The organism is Glaciecola sp. G7-5 (assembly GCF_055808975.1).
Genome location: NZ_CM147892.1, coordinates 4,726,923 through 4,741,660 on the forward strand (window position 1 = coordinate 4,726,923; position 14,738 = coordinate 4,741,660).

The 14,738-nt window shown below is 42.1% G+C and carries 17 protein-coding genes; 15 read left to right on the forward strand and 2 right to left on the reverse strand.

What is annotated here, in order from left to right; genetic code table 11:
- The first annotated feature begins 62 nt into the window (after positions 1 to 62).
- From AC0L6H_RS20760 to AC0L6H_RS20805, 10 genes are all read left to right on the forward strand, one after another.
- A complete protein-coding gene (locus AC0L6H_RS20760) occupies positions 63 to 782 on the forward strand; it encodes a DUF3450 domain-containing protein (RefSeq protein WP_473391281.1) in 720 nt (239 codons plus the stop codon).
- The gene (locus AC0L6H_RS20765) at positions 782 to 2,200 is read left to right on the forward strand and encodes a MotA/TolQ/ExbB proton channel family protein (RefSeq protein ID WP_473391283.1); all 1,419 of its coding nucleotides are present in this window, start codon (positions 782 to 784) and stop codon (positions 2,198 to 2,200) included. The genes AC0L6H_RS20760 and AC0L6H_RS20765 overlap by 1 nt, the downstream gene beginning before the upstream one ends.
- A 9-nt stretch (positions 2,201 to 2,209) precedes the next feature.
- A complete protein-coding gene (locus AC0L6H_RS20770) occupies positions 2,210 to 2,761 on the forward strand; it encodes a MotA/TolQ/ExbB proton channel family protein (protein ID WP_473391284.1) in 552 nt (183 codons plus the stop codon).
- Positions 2,754 to 3,161 (forward strand): ExbD/TolR family protein, encoded by a 408-nt coding sequence (locus AC0L6H_RS20775; RefSeq protein ID WP_473391286.1) that lies wholly within the window; start codon positions 2,754 to 2,756, stop codon positions 3,159 to 3,161. Before AC0L6H_RS20770 ends, AC0L6H_RS20775 begins: the two co-directional genes overlap by 8 nt.
- Positions 3,162 to 3,164: 3 nt before the next feature.
- Positions 3,165 to 3,461: a hypothetical protein gene (locus AC0L6H_RS20780; protein ID WP_473391287.1), complete on the forward strand. Its 297-nt coding sequence runs from the start codon at positions 3,165 to 3,167 to the stop codon at positions 3,459 to 3,461.
- Entirely contained in the window at positions 3,458 to 3,832 is a 375-nt protein-coding gene (locus AC0L6H_RS20785; RefSeq protein ID WP_473391288.1) for an energy transducer TonB, read from the forward strand. The genes AC0L6H_RS20780 and AC0L6H_RS20785 overlap by 4 nt, the downstream gene beginning before the upstream one ends.
- Positions 3,829 to 4,656 (forward strand): tetratricopeptide repeat protein, encoded by an 828-nt coding sequence (locus tag AC0L6H_RS20790; RefSeq protein ID WP_473391289.1) that lies wholly within the window; start codon positions 3,829 to 3,831, stop codon positions 4,654 to 4,656. Before AC0L6H_RS20785 ends, AC0L6H_RS20790 begins: the two co-directional genes overlap by 4 nt.
- On the forward strand, positions 4,650 to 5,081 hold the full coding sequence (locus AC0L6H_RS20795) for a hypothetical protein (protein ID WP_473391291.1): 432 nt from the start codon (positions 4,650 to 4,652) through the stop codon (positions 5,079 to 5,081). The genes AC0L6H_RS20790 and AC0L6H_RS20795 overlap by 7 nt, the downstream gene beginning before the upstream one ends.
- A gap of 271 nt (positions 5,082 to 5,352) precedes the next feature.
- The gene (locus AC0L6H_RS20800; RefSeq protein WP_473391292.1) at positions 5,353 to 6,792 is read left to right on the forward strand and encodes a sialate O-acetylesterase family protein; all 1,440 of its coding nucleotides are present in this window, start codon (positions 5,353 to 5,355) and stop codon (positions 6,790 to 6,792) included.
- A gap of 3 nt (positions 6,793 to 6,795) precedes the next feature.
- Positions 6,796 to 7,758: an alpha/beta hydrolase gene (locus tag AC0L6H_RS20805; RefSeq protein WP_473391294.1), complete on the forward strand. Its 963-nt coding sequence runs from the start codon at positions 6,796 to 6,798 to the stop codon at positions 7,756 to 7,758.
- Between the two features lie 24 nt (positions 7,759 to 7,782).
- Here the strand turns inward: AC0L6H_RS20805 and tsaD are convergent, their stop codons facing one another.
- Positions 7,783 to 8,796: a tRNA (adenosine(37)-N6)-threonylcarbamoyltransferase complex transferase subunit TsaD gene (gene tsaD / locus AC0L6H_RS20810; protein ID WP_473391295.1), complete on the reverse strand. Its 1,014-nt coding sequence runs from the start codon at positions 8,794 to 8,796 to the stop codon at positions 7,783 to 7,785.
- Between the two features lie 226 nt (positions 8,797 to 9,022).
- Between tsaD and AC0L6H_RS20815 the strand changes: the two genes are divergently transcribed.
- Positions 9,023 to 9,910 (forward strand): glycoside hydrolase family 16 protein, encoded by an 888-nt coding sequence (locus AC0L6H_RS20815; protein WP_473391296.1) that lies wholly within the window; start codon positions 9,023 to 9,025, stop codon positions 9,908 to 9,910.
- A 140-nt stretch (positions 9,911 to 10,050) separates the two neighbouring features.
- On the opposite strand, the gene AC0L6H_RS20820 is transcribed toward AC0L6H_RS20815, so the two are convergent.
- The gene (locus AC0L6H_RS20820; RefSeq protein WP_473391298.1) at positions 10,051 to 10,602 is read right to left on the reverse strand and encodes a carboxymuconolactone decarboxylase family protein; all 552 of its coding nucleotides are present in this window, start codon (positions 10,600 to 10,602) and stop codon (positions 10,051 to 10,053) included.
- Between the two features lie 356 nt (positions 10,603 to 10,958).
- Here AC0L6H_RS20820 and AC0L6H_RS20825 point away from each other — a divergent pair, with 356 nt between their 5' ends.
- From AC0L6H_RS20825 to dnaG, 4 genes are all read left to right on the forward strand, one after another.
- Complete coding sequence (locus AC0L6H_RS20825) at positions 10,959 to 11,543, forward strand: TetR/AcrR family transcriptional regulator (protein ID WP_473391299.1); 585 nt, start codon at positions 10,959 to 10,961, stop codon at positions 11,541 to 11,543.
- A 248-nt stretch (positions 11,544 to 11,791) separates the two neighbouring features.
- Positions 11,792 to 12,007: a 30S ribosomal protein S21 gene (gene rpsU, locus AC0L6H_RS20830; protein WP_070111889.1), complete on the forward strand. Its 216-nt coding sequence runs from the start codon at positions 11,792 to 11,794 to the stop codon at positions 12,005 to 12,007.
- A gap of 194 nt (positions 12,008 to 12,201) precedes the next feature.
- Positions 12,202 to 12,645, forward strand: coding sequence for a GatB/YqeY domain-containing protein (locus AC0L6H_RS20835; protein ID WP_473391300.1), 444 nt, complete (start codon positions 12,202 to 12,204; stop codon positions 12,643 to 12,645).
- Between the two features lie 21 nt (positions 12,646 to 12,666).
- A complete protein-coding gene (gene dnaG / locus AC0L6H_RS20840) occupies positions 12,667 to 14,436 on the forward strand; it encodes a DNA primase (protein WP_473391302.1) in 1,770 nt (589 codons plus the stop codon).
- Positions 14,437 to 14,738 lie beyond the last annotated feature (302 nt).

The following is a 14,738-nucleotide window of genomic DNA, read 5'->3' on the forward strand; positions in this document are numbered from 1 at the left end:
ATCGAGAGAGGACATATGTTAAATCTGCGCGTAGTATTGGTCATCACACTTCTTTTTGTGTCATGCAAGCATGGGGACAAGAAAAAACACAACAGCTAGTTGATGAGGGGCTTGATCGTTTAAAACAAAACCAAGAGTCTCAAAAAACCATCGACGACACCTTAGAAAATATTCAGAGCATGGAAAGAGAATTTCAGGATGAGTTGCAGTTACTTGATAGTCTCAATATGTATAACGCAATGCTCCAGCGTCAGTTAGATGACCAGCAGTCCCAAATTCGTAAAATTAAAGCGTCAATCAATAATGTCACCTTGATTGAACGTCAAATTATGCCGCTACTTGTGAGAATGATAGATGCCCTCGAAAATTTTGTAGAGGTTGACTTGCCGTTTCTGCAAAGCGAACGCATTGCCCGTGTCAATGATTTAAAAGAATTACTAAACAAGGCTGAATACACAACCTCAGAGAAGACACGACGTGTATTTGAAGCATATCAAATAGAAAACGAGTATGGCTATACCATCGAATCGTACAAAGGACGCGTTGATTTAATGGGAGAAAAGTTTGCCGTTGATTTTTTACGGATAGGCAGAATCGGCCTAATGTACCGTGACCTTGCGGGAGAGCGCGTAGGGTTTTGGAATAAAGAGAGTAATGCTTGGCAGCCCTTAACCGAGCGCCAATACATACGACACATTACCAAAGGTTTAAAAATAGCACGCGAAGAAATTTCTCCTGAATTGATTACATTGCCAATTGTGGCAAATATAGAGGTGCGCTAATGACTACTTTACATAAAATATTACTGATCGTATTAGCAACTTCTAGTCTCTCATTTACCAGTTTTACGAGCTTGGCCCAAGATGCAAAAGAAGCACAAGATGCCCAATCGCAAGCAAACACTCAAAAACAAAAGTCTTTATCAGTCGATGATTTATTAGAACAAGTGAAACAGGGTAACCGACGAGACCAAGAGTTGAACCAAAATCGTATTCAAGCATTTTCACAGAATAAAGATCAACAAGAATCTATGTTGCGCCAAATAAAAAAGGACCGGGCGGAAGCTGAAGCATTAAGTCTTAGAAATGAGCGACAGTTTGAAGTAAACGAAAAAGATATTACCCTTGCTCAACAACGCCTGACTGAAAGATTAGGTTCTTTAAAAGAGTTGTTTGGCGTGTTGCAGTTAGTCGCCAATGACACCCAAGGTCTTTTCGATAATTCGTTAATTCAAATGCATTATCCAGAAAGAACACAACGCCTAAATAGGTTTTCTGAAAAAATGGGGCAAATTACTGAACTACCTTCAGTGAAAGAGATTGAAGAATTGTGGTTTGAATTGCAACGTGAAATGACCGAATCAGGAAAAGTGGTGCAATCTAAACAAACCGTTCTGTTGCAAAACGGTCAAGAAGTAGAAGCTGATCTTATTCGCGTTGGCACATTTAATCTCATATCTGATGAAAAATACATTCAGCGCATTACTGAAACAGGTCGTATTGTGGAATTCCCGCGTCAGCCTTCTGCGCGTTACATGGGTGGGGCTGAACAAATTGCTTCAAGCCCCGGGGAAATTATAGCCTTTACGATCGATCCCATTCGCGGACAATTAATATCTTTGATGGGAGCGGCGCCAAACCTTAGCGAGCGCGTTCAGCAAGGTGGTGTAATTGGATATGTCATCGTCACCCTTGGCATAGTGGTTGTGTTACTTGCAATCGGACGCTTTATCTATTTGCTCCTAATGGATCGTAAAATTCGCATTCAGTTAGCCCATTTGCGTGAACCAAGTGATAACCCGCTAGGACGTATAATTCAGGTCTATATGAATAATAAAAAAGAAACACTCGAACAACTAGAAATTAAACTTGGAGAGGCTGTGCTCAGAGAAGTGCCGCCGATAAATAGAGGTTTGTCGTTCTTAAAAATAAGTGCCGCTGTGGCGCCGCTATTGGGCTTATTAGGCACCGTAACGGGCATGATCATAACTTTCCAAGCTATAACCTTGTTTGGCGCGGGAGATCCTAAACTAATGGCGGGTGGTATTTCACAAGCATTAGTCACCACTGTACTGGGCCTTGTCGTTGCAATCCCAACCTTGCTTCTGCACAACTTGGTTAGCAGTAAGGCAACTAAAATCACGCAAATAATTGAGCAAGAAGCCGTCGCCTTGATAGCACTTCGTGCAGATGACCAGTAGGAGTGATTTATGTTTGCTTGGATAGATAATTTGTTTCCATGGTTTGGCGATATGCTGGAACTTGGTGGTGATATTTTACTTCTTATCATCATCATGGCCGCCGTAATGTGGGCCTTGATTTTAGAAAGACTGGTGTTTTTGTTTTTCGTCTTTCCGCATAAAGAAAAATTGCTTGGAAGTTTATGGCAGCAACGAGATGGCATGTCAGATTGGCATACAGCTCAATTTAGGCAGTTGCTTGTGAGTAGAGTACACCGAGAAATGTCACGCAACCTTGCCCTTATTAGCACCATTGTAAAGGTCTGCCCATTGCTTGGCTTATTAGGCACTGTAATGGGCATGTTAGAAATTTTTGATGCGCTTGCCGTAACCGGAAACAATAGCGCCCGCACCACAGCAGGTGGTGTTTCAAAAGCGACTGTATCGACCATGGCTGGTATGGTGGTTGCTATTTCAGGATTAATGATCAGCAACTATCTGATCGACAAAGCTAAAGCGATGAAATTACGCTTTTTAGAGAGTCTTTCAGTCAACAAAGTAAAGGATGCTGCACATGCGTAAATTTATATTTCATCAAGCCGAAGAACAAGATGCTAGCGTTGATATCACGCCTATGTTAGACGTAGTTTTTATCATGCTTATATTTTTCATAGTAACCGCAACCTTTGTTAAGTTATCGGGAATAGAAGTAGATGCGCCAAAAGCATCAACCACTGTGGTGCAAGAGAAAGCGAATATTTTGATTGCGATAGATGCCAACAATAAAGTTTGGATCAATCGCCGAGAAGTCGATTTACGAGCCCTTAGACCAAACATCGAAAGACTACATGCAGAAAATCCTAAAGGTATTGTCGTAATACAAGCAGACAAAATGTCGCGTAACGAAACCTTAGTCAAAGTAATGGATGCGTCGCGCAAAGCGGGTGTTTACGACATCGCATTAGCCGCAGATAAAAGTTAGCTTATGAAAAATTCTCATTTAATTCATACGATGGAATTTAACGACGGGTTTTTCTGGTTAAGACTAGGCATCGCGTCGTTGATAGGCGTCATTATTGCAGGTGCCTTGACCTTATTCATGCATGTGCTAATTGAAGTGAGCCAGCAAGCGTTAGTCGATAGCTCACGGGCAAACATCTTAGATTTTGTGCGGGTAAAAGAGAAGAAAGCTCGCAGCGCAAAAAGCCTAAACCACAACGGCCTAAAACCCAAGAAACACCACCTGCGCCGCCAACGCCGCAAACAGATCAAAGCAATATGAGTGACTCCTCATTGGCAGTCTCCATTCCGACCGCTAACACGAGCGTTAGCGTTGACATAGGCGTTGGCATCGGCACAGGTGATGGCGAGTATTTGCCGATTGTTAAAGTAGCACCAGCCTATCCCGTAAAAGCATCGTTGGAGGGCATAGAAGGTACGTGTATGGTTGAATTTACGGTTTCCACAACAGGCGCGACAAAGGACGTTACAGTGATTTCTGAACTGTGCCCTAAAGTGTTTATGAGATCATCAGTTAGTGCGGCAAAAAAATTCAAATACAAACCTAGAATAGTTGATGGTGAAGCTATTGAGGTCCCTAATGTGCGCAATATGTTTGATTATAAGCTAGAGAAACGAGAGGTAAAACAATGAAATGGGTAACTATAATCATCGTATTTTTTGTACTCATGGGCATACCAAATACGCCATTGTTTGCGGCTGAAAAATCATATTCCATTAGCTTAAAAGTATTTAAAGAAATGGAAAAAGCGCACTTGTTGATTGAAGAAAAACAACATCAAGAAGCAGTTTCAATATTAGAAGAACTGCTTGAAAAACGTTCTTCTAAGTACGAAAAAGCACAAATTTACTCACTATTGGGCTCAGTTTACTATCGCACTGAAGATGTGCCCAAGGCAATTGCGTCATTTGAAAAAGTATTAGAAGCGGCGGGTAATATGCCATTAACCTTGCATATACAAAGTCTAAAAACCTTAGCTCAACTCAATTTAGTCGTAGAAAATTTCGAACAAGCTCGAGATTATTGTGAACAAATAATAGAAATAGCGGGTGAAAAGCTAAAACCAATTGATTATACCTTGCTCGCGCAAGCCAATTATAAACTAGAAGACTGGGACAGAGCCTTAGAAGCGGCGATTAAAGGGCGAAAGCTATCCATAGAAAACTTAGAAAATCCTAACGAAAATTTGCTTTTATTGTTGAATGCCGTGCATTTTGAATTAGGACAAATGGACAAGATGCGGGGCGTTTTAGAAGAACTGATTAAGTACTACCCTAAAACAAGTTATATGCTGTATTTAGCTTCAGTATATGGGCAATTAGACAGGTTGGACAAACAAACGGTATTAATGGAATCCTTGTATGAAGACGGCAAAATTACAGAAGGCTCGCAACTACGAAATTTAGCCAGCTTGTACATGTCCGAGAAAACCCCTACAAAGGCGCTGTTGTGCTAGAAAAAGCAATTAAAAGTGGGCAAATAGAAGCGACTGGTAAAAATTTCGAAATGCTGGCGCAGGCGTGGCGTTTGGCTGCCGAACGTGAAAAAGCGATTGTTAGCTTGAGTGAGGCTGCAAAACGTTCAGATGAAGGTGACAATTACCTGCAAAAAGCTTATTTACATTTTGATATGGCACAATGGCAACATACCGAAGAATCACTGATTTTAGGTTTTGATCAAGGTCTTAGCGACAAGCTTGAAGGAGAGGCTTGGTTATTGCTTGGAATGACGCGCTTTAAAATGAAAAAGTATATAAAAGCGATTGAAGCTTGTGAAGAGGCTAAAAACTACGAAAAGTCAGCCAAGCATGCTAAACAGTGGATAAGCTATATTTCTAGTGAAAAAAGTAAAATGGAAAGTATGCAGCAAGTTTTAAACTAGCTCACATTCATTCTTTTTTACCACGTAAATTACCAGATAAACATTTGTTTTGATTCGTTCACGGCAGAAGCACGCGTTGGTCTTGCAGAGCATGGGCCGGTGTATTACTCTTCGTACATCCCAGATGAGATAGAGTCGTTAATAGATGATGTACGTAAGTAAGGTTTTGGCTTTTTTTACTGATGTTGCGCAAAGCAGTGTTTGCAAAAAACTAATGTGTGCCTTGCCCTTTTTGTTACTGAGCTCAATGCTCAACGCTCAAGAATTACGAGTGTCCAATCTATTCTCAGATCACATGGTCTTACAACGAGAAATGCCCGTCCCGATATGGGGCTTAGCCTCGCCAGGCGAAGAGATTGCAATTTCCTTTGCTGGTCAAGTTAAAACGACAACAGCTGGCCCAAATGGTGAATGGAAGGTAGTGCTAGATCCCTTAGAAGCGTCTAAAATTGGGCGAAGCATGACCATTGCCGGCACTACACAAATTGAGCTTGACGATATCCTCGTTGGTGAAGTGTGGATTTGCTCAGGTCAATCCAATATGCAATTTAAAGTTGCCGCGGTGCCCGAAGTACGAGCGCTATCTCCCTTTGCAGATAACATTCGAAGTTTTGAAGTCCCGCACAACGTCAGCTTTAAAGAAGAAAGCCAGTTGGGCGGCTCATGGCAAAACAATCACCCTACTAGCGCTGTCGCTTTTTCATTTGCATTCTTTTTAGAGGCACTTGGTGACATACCCGTGGGTATCATCCATAGCTCTTGGGGTAGTTCGTCAATCGAGGCTTGGATGCCCAGAGATATGACCTCCAAGTTGCCTTATTTTAACGAAATAATGCAGGATTTCGATGATGATACAGAGACTCAACAGCGCATATCTGAAATTTTAGCGAAAGAAAGTGGCTGGTCTAGAAAAGACGATGTTTTCCTGCGGCGTCAACCTAATATATTGTACAACGCGATGATGAAGCCATTGGTACCGTTCGCGGTGCGCGGCTTAGTTTGGTATCAAGGTGAGCGCAATGCTCGTTATTTGTCGGGTGTGCCAACAGTCACTAGTGAGAATTGGTTTCATCGCGTAGCTGGGATGCAAGAATATGGTGATGTGTTGAGCGAGTGGATCCTTCGCTATCGTCAAGAATGGCAAAACGACAATATGAATTTCATGGTGGTAATGTTACCAGGGTATGGCAAGGGTACGGTCAAGCAAGCACAAATAGATCCGCAAAGTCCTACTGCCGAGTCTTGGGCTTGGATACGAGATTCACAATTAAAGATTCTGAAGTTGCCACATACCAAGGTAACTAACACTATTGACCTAGGCGATATAAGTAATCTTCATCCTAAAGACAAGCTTCCTATTGGACAAAGGCTTGCACTTCAAGCAGCACAAATTACGCTAGACCCCAATATCGTAGCACAAGGCCCCATGATGAAACGTGTTGAAACTAAAGGCGATCGCATCGTCGTCTACTTTAGTAATGCCAGTGGTCTAAAAACGAGTGATGGAAAGGCACCTGGGTCTTTCTGGTTAGCTGATGAAAAAGGTGAGTGGAAGTCCGCTGAGGCTACAATTCAAAATGAAACGGTGGTATTACATTCACTCGAAATTAAACAGCCACTTTACGTGAGATATGCGTTCGCCGGGAAACCTAATGTGAACTTAATCAACGAACAATATCTCCCCGCTTATCCTTTTAGAACCGATGAATAAAAAATGATGATACGCAATGCTTTCAGCTCTAGGTTGTTCAAGTTAATAGTCACGCTAATCACTATGTGCACAATAGGCAACTTATCTGCGCTAGAAATCATTAAAGCGCCGTGGACCTTAGGCTATGAACCCGATAAGACCATAACTTACTCGACGCCCGAGCAAGGTAGTCCACTCAAACTTGATATCTTTTATCCAGAGGGTCATCTTTCTAAACAACAACTTCCTACTATCGTGTTCTTCTTCGGTGGTGGATGGAATAGTGGCAATACTGAGCAATTCTATGGCTACAGTAAATACTTTGCCTCTCGCGGTATTATTGCCGTATCTGCGCAGTATCGAACGAAGAAAAGCCATGGTACTTCGCCAAAAGAATCTGTGAAAGACGCTAAGTCAGCGATTCGTTATCTACGCGAGCATGCACAAGAACTTGGTGTTAACCCAAATAAACTTGTTGCAGGCGGCGGCTCAGCCGGCGGCCATGTTGCAGCGTGTACAGTAATGTGTGCAAACATCGATGCCACACCAAACGCCCTAATATCTAGCGTCCCAAATGCTTTAGTGCTTTTCAATCCGGTCTATGACAATGGCCCGGGAGGCTATGGGCACGCAAGAGTTGAAGCTTATTGGAAGGACATATCCCCTCTGCAGAATATTCGTCCAAATCTCCCCCCAACAATCATATTTTTTGGTACAAAAGATATTCACGTCCCTGTCAGCACTATCAAGACATTTCAAAAGAAAATGAAACAAGCCGGCAACAGCAGCGAAACCCATTTTTATAGCAATCAAAAACATGGATTTTTTCATATTAGCAAAGGAGGTCAGAAAATCTTTGAAGATGTTCTTTCTAAAACCGATGCCTTTCTTACGCGACTAGGTTTCCTCGAAGGAAAGGGAAACGCTTATGAGTGGACGTCAGAATCACTCGTCAGACTCAATGAATTGACCACTTCAAAGGAATAGTATCTTGGCGGGATGGCAAAGATTTTAGATAGCACTTAGTGCTTCTAAGGACCAGCGCGGCATAGACTTGCTGTCTAAAGGCGTTGTTTCGCCTGCAACCAACCTTTTGCAGCCAGCGTAAGCAATCATAGCGCCGTTATCGGTGCAGTACTCAAAACTTGGATAATAAACTTCAAAACCGTCTTTTTGGCTCGCTTTTGCAAATTCCTCGCGCAACATTTTATTCGCCGCTACACCACCGGCCATTACAATTCGTTTTAAACCGGTTTGCTGAAGCGCCCTTCTGCATTTTATTAGTAGAGTGTCTACCACTGCTTCTTGAAACGCATAGGCAATATTTGCCTGTGTTTGCGGATCAGACGCTTCAGCTTTAATCGTATTAGCAACAAAGGTTTTTAAACCACTAAAACTCATATTTAAACCGGGCTTATCGGTCATCGGACGAGGAAATTTATAAATGCCGCCGCGACCTTGCTCAGCTAACTTTGCCAGCAATGGCCCCCCGGGGTAGTCTAACCCCAGTAACTTGGCAGTTTTGTCAAAGGCTTCTCCGGCAGCATCATCTACCGATTCACCAAGGACTTCATAACGCCCTATCCCTTGAACCTCAACCAGCATGCTATGACCGCCGGATACGAGCAAAGACAAGAATGGAAACGCGGGTTTAGGTTCGTCTAGCATGGGCGCCAGTAAATGTCCTTCCATGTGATGTACACCTATTGCAGGCACCTCCCAAGCATAGGCCAAGGCCTTAGCCATAGACGAGCCCACTAACAAGGCACCAATCAATCCAGGCCCACGGGTATAGGCAATACCTTCTATATCAGCTGCATTAAGTTCTGCTTGGTCCAAGCAGGCCTGCACTAACGACACTATTTTGCGAACATGGTCGCGCGATGCTAGTTCTGGCACAACACCACCATAATCTGCGTGCAGCTTCACTTGGCTGTATAGTTTATGCGCTAACAATCCATGTTCTGAATCATATATTGCAATGCCGGTTTCATCGCATGAGGTTTCAATACCAAGTACTTTCATAGCCGAAACAATACCTTTTAAATTAGTGCAGGGTAAATTATAGCGCCATAGTGTAAACCAAGATCACTTGCAAACTTAAACCTTTTAATGACTTTATTGATTATTGCGAGCATTCTGCTCTCATGCGACCAACAGGTCTTTGCGCGCGCTGTGTCGTGTTGCAAGCTTCGCAATACTGCCCCATGATATGAATTTATATTTTAGTCTACGCACATAGGTACTTATAATGAAAAAGTTGCTGTTTTTTGTAAGCGCACTATCTTTTACTGTTGCATGTTCACCAACACCGCAATCACAACATAGCAATACAAATGAAACGAGCAGTCAAGGACAGGGAATTAAAGTGAATTCAGGTAAGTGGCAAGTAAATTTTTTTGATGATTTTGATAAGTTTGAACCAGATAACTGGCAAGACCAACTGCTTTGGGTTAACAACGAAGATCAGTGTTATGTGCCAAATGGTGAACATGGCACCAGAGAAGTGAGTAATTCAACGCTAAAATTGAGAGTCATTGACCTTGGAACAAAGCAAGCCTGCAGCAATATGAGCAAGTCTGGCAAACAAAAACCAGATACACAATATGTGGCAGGTCGCATTGCAACAAAAAATAAAAAGGAATTTGTGAAAGGTAAATGGACTGCAAGACTGCGCGTGCCAAACAGTGGACAAGCGGGTATGTTCCCTGCTTGGTGGTTACTTGGCGCTTATAATAACGAGCCTCCAGTACAAGAAGAGGATGAAACTGTTTGTTGGCCAATGACAGGATCTGGTGAACTTGATATTTTCGAGCATCATACAGACGGTGGTCCTAACCATTTTGCCGCGCGCGTCATTAAAAGTCTTGGCTACTGCGATGGCGGTGATTGGCAAGCTGAAATGGCGGTCGAGTACGCTAATCTAAACGAATTTAATGATTTTTCTGTTGAGTGGTTAAATAACGATATTGTTTTTCGAGTAAATGACAAAGAAATTTACCGAGTAGTTGATCAAGGTGATGACTATCCTGAACCCCTATTTGCGATCCTCAATTTTGCAAAGATAAATGATGCGCCAATGACCGAAAATTGGGAAATGGAAGTAGATTGGGTCAAACACGAAGTCTGGGTTGAGTGATATTTAGATAGTTTCGGGTGAGGTTGAGATTTACTAATAAAAAAGAGACAAGCCAGTCTTTGATTTGGCTCATCTCTTTTTTATTAGTAGTAAACGTCGATGCTTTTTGCAGGGGCAAAAAGCATCGAGTTAATTTCAGCCTATTTAGGCGACCATTCAAACTTCTTGAATGGTTCATCAACAGGCGTCTCGGCTAAATGGTTGGTGTAATTACTCATGACCTTCTGCGCCAAAATCAAAATAATTTCTAGCAACTGCTGGTGCTTGTAACCTGCACTATAAAAATCATCAAGTTGTGACTGCTCAATATGCCCTCTTGTGCGAGTTAACGCCAGTACGGTTTGTTTAAGCGTGTTGAGTTTGGCATCAGAGAGTGTAGCATCATCACGTAACTCTTCTATTAGCTCGTCACTTACCTGCATGCTTTTCGCTATACCGGTGTGCGCTGGAACGCAATAGTGACATACATGCTCAACATTCACGGTTTGCCATACGACAGTAAGTTCCTCTGCGTTAAATGACGTATCTTGCGCCAACTTGTGCAGCACTTGATAACCCTCGAGCAGTGTCGGTGCTTCGGCCATTACCGCATGTAAGTTTGGTACCATGCCAAATGCTTTTTCTGAATTATCTAGTAATGTTTTAGACGCTTCTGGCGCGGTGTCTTTGTTGTGTAAAGTAAAGTCTGTCATGTCATTCTCCTCATTATGTGAACGAACTGAAAAGGCGGTTAGCCTTTAATTTTTTGCTTAACTTTTTGCTTAGTATTTTGGCCTACTTGCTTTTTTATAGTCACCAGCTAGTAAACGATGAAAAGATCTTAGCTGCTTTTGAACGACTGTTCAAGTTAATTTTGAACAGTCGTTCAAATCATTTCAAATAAGGTAGATTATTGCGAAATATGCTTGCTAAAGTGGACAAAAAAAATAGGTAACAAAATGAAAGTTGTTTTTTTGGATAATATTTAACAGCAATGGGTTTACCTGAAGAAGCGTTCAGGCGATAATTGAACATGTGTTCAAATAAAGGGTAATCTGAGTATAGAGTTATGAAAAATACACCGGACGACGCTATCGAAAAAGCCACCGTTTTATTCTGGAAAAGAGGCTTTCAGGGCGCAGGTATGCGTGACATTCAGCAAGCCTTAGATATGCGCCCAGGAAGTATCTATGCTAGATATCAAAGCAAAGAAGGCTTGTTTAAGTTAGTTGTTGAACAATACGTTGAAAACAGCAAAGAAAATTTGCAAGCCATTGCTAGAAGCGACACACCGCTTCTATTGCTACGCGATTTTTTTGTAAGCGCACTGATAAACCCAGATGAAATGCGATACATGCGTCAGTGTCTGTTAGTAAAATCAATCACAGAGCTAGATCTCATTGGCGAAATGGCTAAAAAAGCCGTACTTGAAGGAATGGTATCGCTCAACAGCTGTTTTGCTGACATCATTGAAAGGGCAATTTCACAAAAAGTCTTGCCTGAATCCACTCCTGTTGCTTTTGCTGCTGACTGGTTACAAAACCAATTTGTAGGTCTTCGCGCCTTTGCCCTACTGCAGTCAGACAACGCCGCCATTGAACGCATGATAGATAAAGTACTACTCGATCTGATAGGCCAATGGCCTGCAAACTAGAAGCTTAGCAAAACTAGTTACGAATATGCTAACCTTAGCAGCTGCGCAGCGAGTGATAAGCCCGTTAAGGCGCAATTCCATTTAGCCTATTTATTTTAGATATTTTGGCATTTAGGGTTTACAAGTACTCAAATAAACAGTACTATTTCGCACCAATTTTTAGCCCGGGTCTCTAAATTAAAGAGTGGTCTTCAAGTGATTCCACCACAAGCGCCCGGTAGATTTAATTTCAAAGGTGAACATTTAAAATGCCAATAGTGAAAGTAAGAGATAACGAACCGTTTGACATCGCACTAAGACGATTCAAGCGTTCATGTGAAAAAGCAGGTGTACTATCTGAAGTACGTCGTCGTGAATACTTCGAAAAACCAACTTGGGAGCGTAAGCGTAAGAAAGCTGCTGCTAAGAAGCGTCACATGAAAAAATTGGCACGTGAGAATGCTCGTCGCATTAAATTGTATTAATTAATACAAGCACGAACTGACTTAAAAACGGGTGTCTTTATAGACGCCCGTTTTCGTTTACGCCTACTGTATAACGCTAAACGAAAACCGCTTAACATTGTCGGTAAAAACCCGACATGCCGTGCTTGCAAAACTAGCTTTCTAGCACCATTATAAAAAACGAACAACTCAGATAGCATAGAAAGGAGCTATTTATGTCACTACTTAACGAACTAAAAGACGCGCAAAAAGACGCGATGCGTAGCAAAGACAAGGTTGCACTAGGAACCATAAGAATGGCGTTAGCGGCGGTTAAACAGCGCGAAGTGGATGAGCGTATCGAATTAACCGATACCGATGTACTGCAAATACTTACTAAAATGGTGAAGCAACGCCAAGAATCAATCGCACAGTTTGTTAAAGGTAATCGTGAAGACTTAGCCCAAATAGAACGAAATGAAATTGAAGTTGTACAACGCTTCTTGCCCCAAGCCCTTTCTCCTGAAGAAGTAAATAATATCGTTGATGCAGCCATCGCTAGCACTGGTGCAGAAGGTATGAAAGATATGGGTAAGGTCATGGGGGCAGTAAAAGGTCAACTGCAAGGCCGTGCTGATATGGGCGCTGTAAGTGGCATAATAAAATCGAAACTAAATTAAGAAACAGGCTAACGCAAAATTATGGCTGGGCGAATTCCATCAAGTTTTATCGATGATCTTATTGCACGCAGCGATATCGTTGATATTGTTGACAGCCGCGTTAAACTAAAAAAAGCTGGCCGAAATTATCAGGCCTGCTGTCCTTTTCATAATGAAAAAACCCCGTCTTTTTCAGTATCTCAAGAAAAACAATTTTACTATTGCTTTGGCTGCGGCGCTAAAGGAAATGTGATTAGTTTCATCATGGAGTACGAGCGACTTGATTTCGTAGAAGCCGTTGAAGATTTAGCCAAACAATATGGCTTAGAAGTGCCGCGCGAGCAAGGCGGCGCACCATTAAAGTCTCAAGAAGAAAAGAACGACCGTGAACAAGACTACGTTTTAATGGAACAAATCGCACGGTTTTTTGAGTCACAACTAAAGCAGCATAAAAACGCCAATCAAATAATAGATTACCTAAAGAACCGCGGTTTAAGTGGTGAAGTCGTTAAGCGCTGGGGCATAGGATATGCGCCTCCCGAATGGGATAGTGTGCTCACAAAGTTTGGTGTAAATCCTAAAGCAATAGAGCGTCTTATAGCGCTGAAAGTCGTCAACGAAAACGACAATAAACGTCGCTATGATTTCTTTAGACACCGCGTGATGTTCCCTATACATGACAAACGAGGTCGCGTTGTCGCCTTTGGTGGGCGAATTATCGATGATGATGGACCCAAATACTTAAACTCCCCCGAAACGCGTATTTTTCACAAAGGCTATGAGCTCTATGGCCTTTATCAAAGCCGCCAAGCAAACCGCAAGTTAGACCGCTTATTGGTGGTTGAAGGCTATATGGACGTTGTTGCACTTTCCCAATTCGATATAAACTATTCTGTGGCTGCGTTGGGAACCGCCACCACGCCTGACCACATTCAAACTCTGTTTAAATCTACCTCTGAGGTAGTTTGTTGCTATGACGGTGATCGCGCTGGTCGCGATGCTGCATGGCGAGCACTCGAAAATGCGCTTGCCTTCTTGCAAGACGGTAAAGCCATGAAGTTCTTGTTTTTGCCTGATGGCGAAGACCCCGATTCGATGGTTCGCAAAATTGGTAAAGAAGCATTTGAAACGTTAATTGCGGATGCAAAGCCATTATCTGCATTCTTTTTTGATGCATTAATCACCAAGCACTCAATTGCATCAATTGAAGGTAAAGCTGCCTTGAAAGCACAAGCCATCCCCTTAATAGAACAGATCCAAGGCGAAAATCAACGCACCATGATGCTCGCGCAGTTAAAGAAAATTTGCAAAGAGGGAGATGGCCACGACTACGATGCTGACATCAAACAAGCAAATAAGCACAGAAAAATAAAACGTACTGACTATCAAACACCCATAAAAGTGAAGTTATCTCCTCTGCGTATGATGATAAGGCTGCTATTGGAGTCGCCAAAACTCGCTAGCGAAGTTGCTATCGTAAATCCGTCTAGCTTGAGTAACGACAAAATCAATGGCCTGGCGATGCTAGAAGAAATCCACGATTATTGCTTAAAAGTACCTAACGCAAATACTGCAAATTTATTTGAGGCTTTTCGCGCGCATCCTCATATTCATCATTTAAGTAAACTATTTGCAGCGCCTATTGAAGACAATATAGATTTGGAAGCAGAATATATCGCTTGTTTTTCAACCTTGGTGAAATGGCAAGTAAATGCACGTTTAGATGAGCTGATGGCAAAGCAAGAATTTCAGCCGCTGAACCAACAAGAAAACGAAGAGTTAAAAGCGCTATTGCTTGCTACCGATAATTAATGAGCCAGCATAATAGTTTTCAACGCATTGCAAATGAAAGGCTTTACAAAGCACCTAATTGTGAAGGCCTAGCGACTAAAATCAGCATAAAATATGAACTTTATCCACTCGCGTAAGTATTCATTTTTAGTGGAAATGTGAGTGCGAATCGTGCTAAACTACCGAGTTCGAATTTTAAGAGGTATGACAAGTGTGTTTTGTCATAGAATTTAGCCTAACAGGCAGGTAAAACAGCTACTCAAAATAGTTTTTTTACGTAATTGCTTATTGGTAAAATCTGTAACACGAGAACGCGCTTAAGT

Coding starts and splice junctions, on each gene's coding strand:
- AC0L6H_RS20760 (WP_473391281.1), top strand. CDS start 63: ATGCAAGCATGGGGACAAGAAAAAACACAACAGCTAGTTGATGAGGGG.
- AC0L6H_RS20765 (WP_473391283.1), top strand. CDS start 782: ATGACTACTTTACATAAAATATTACTGATCGTATTAGCAACTTCTAGT.
- AC0L6H_RS20770 (WP_473391284.1), top strand. CDS start 2,210: ATGTTTGCTTGGATAGATAATTTGTTTCCATGGTTTGGCGATATGCTG.
- AC0L6H_RS20775 (WP_473391286.1), top strand. CDS start 2,754: ATGCGTAAATTTATATTTCATCAAGCCGAAGAACAAGATGCTAGCGTT.
- AC0L6H_RS20780 (WP_473391287.1), top strand. CDS start 3,165: ATGAAAAATTCTCATTTAATTCATACGATGGAATTTAACGACGGGTTT.
- AC0L6H_RS20785 (WP_473391288.1), top strand. CDS start 3,458: ATGAGTGACTCCTCATTGGCAGTCTCCATTCCGACCGCTAACACGAGC.
- AC0L6H_RS20790 (WP_473391289.1), top strand. CDS start 3,829: ATGAAATGGGTAACTATAATCATCGTATTTTTTGTACTCATGGGCATA.
- AC0L6H_RS20805 (WP_473391294.1), top strand. CDS start 6,796: ATGATGATACGCAATGCTTTCAGCTCTAGGTTGTTCAAGTTAATAGTC.
- tsaD (WP_473391295.1), bottom strand. CDS start 8,796: ATGAAAGTACTTGGTATTGAAACCTCATGCGATGAAACCGGCATTGCA.
- AC0L6H_RS20815 (WP_473391296.1), top strand. CDS start 9,023: ATGAAAAAGTTGCTGTTTTTTGTAAGCGCACTATCTTTTACTGTTGCA.
- AC0L6H_RS20820 (WP_473391298.1), bottom strand. CDS start 10,602: ATGACAGACTTTACTTTACACAACAAAGACACCGCGCCAGAAGCGTCT.
- AC0L6H_RS20825 (WP_473391299.1), top strand. CDS start 10,959: ATGAAAAATACACCGGACGACGCTATCGAAAAAGCCACCGTTTTATTC.
- rpsU (WP_070111889.1), top strand. CDS start 11,792: ATGCCAATAGTGAAAGTAAGAGATAACGAACCGTTTGACATCGCACTA.
- AC0L6H_RS20835 (WP_473391300.1), top strand. CDS start 12,202: ATGTCACTACTTAACGAACTAAAAGACGCGCAAAAAGACGCGATGCGT.
- dnaG (WP_473391302.1), top strand. CDS start 12,667: ATGGCTGGGCGAATTCCATCAAGTTTTATCGATGATCTTATTGCACGC.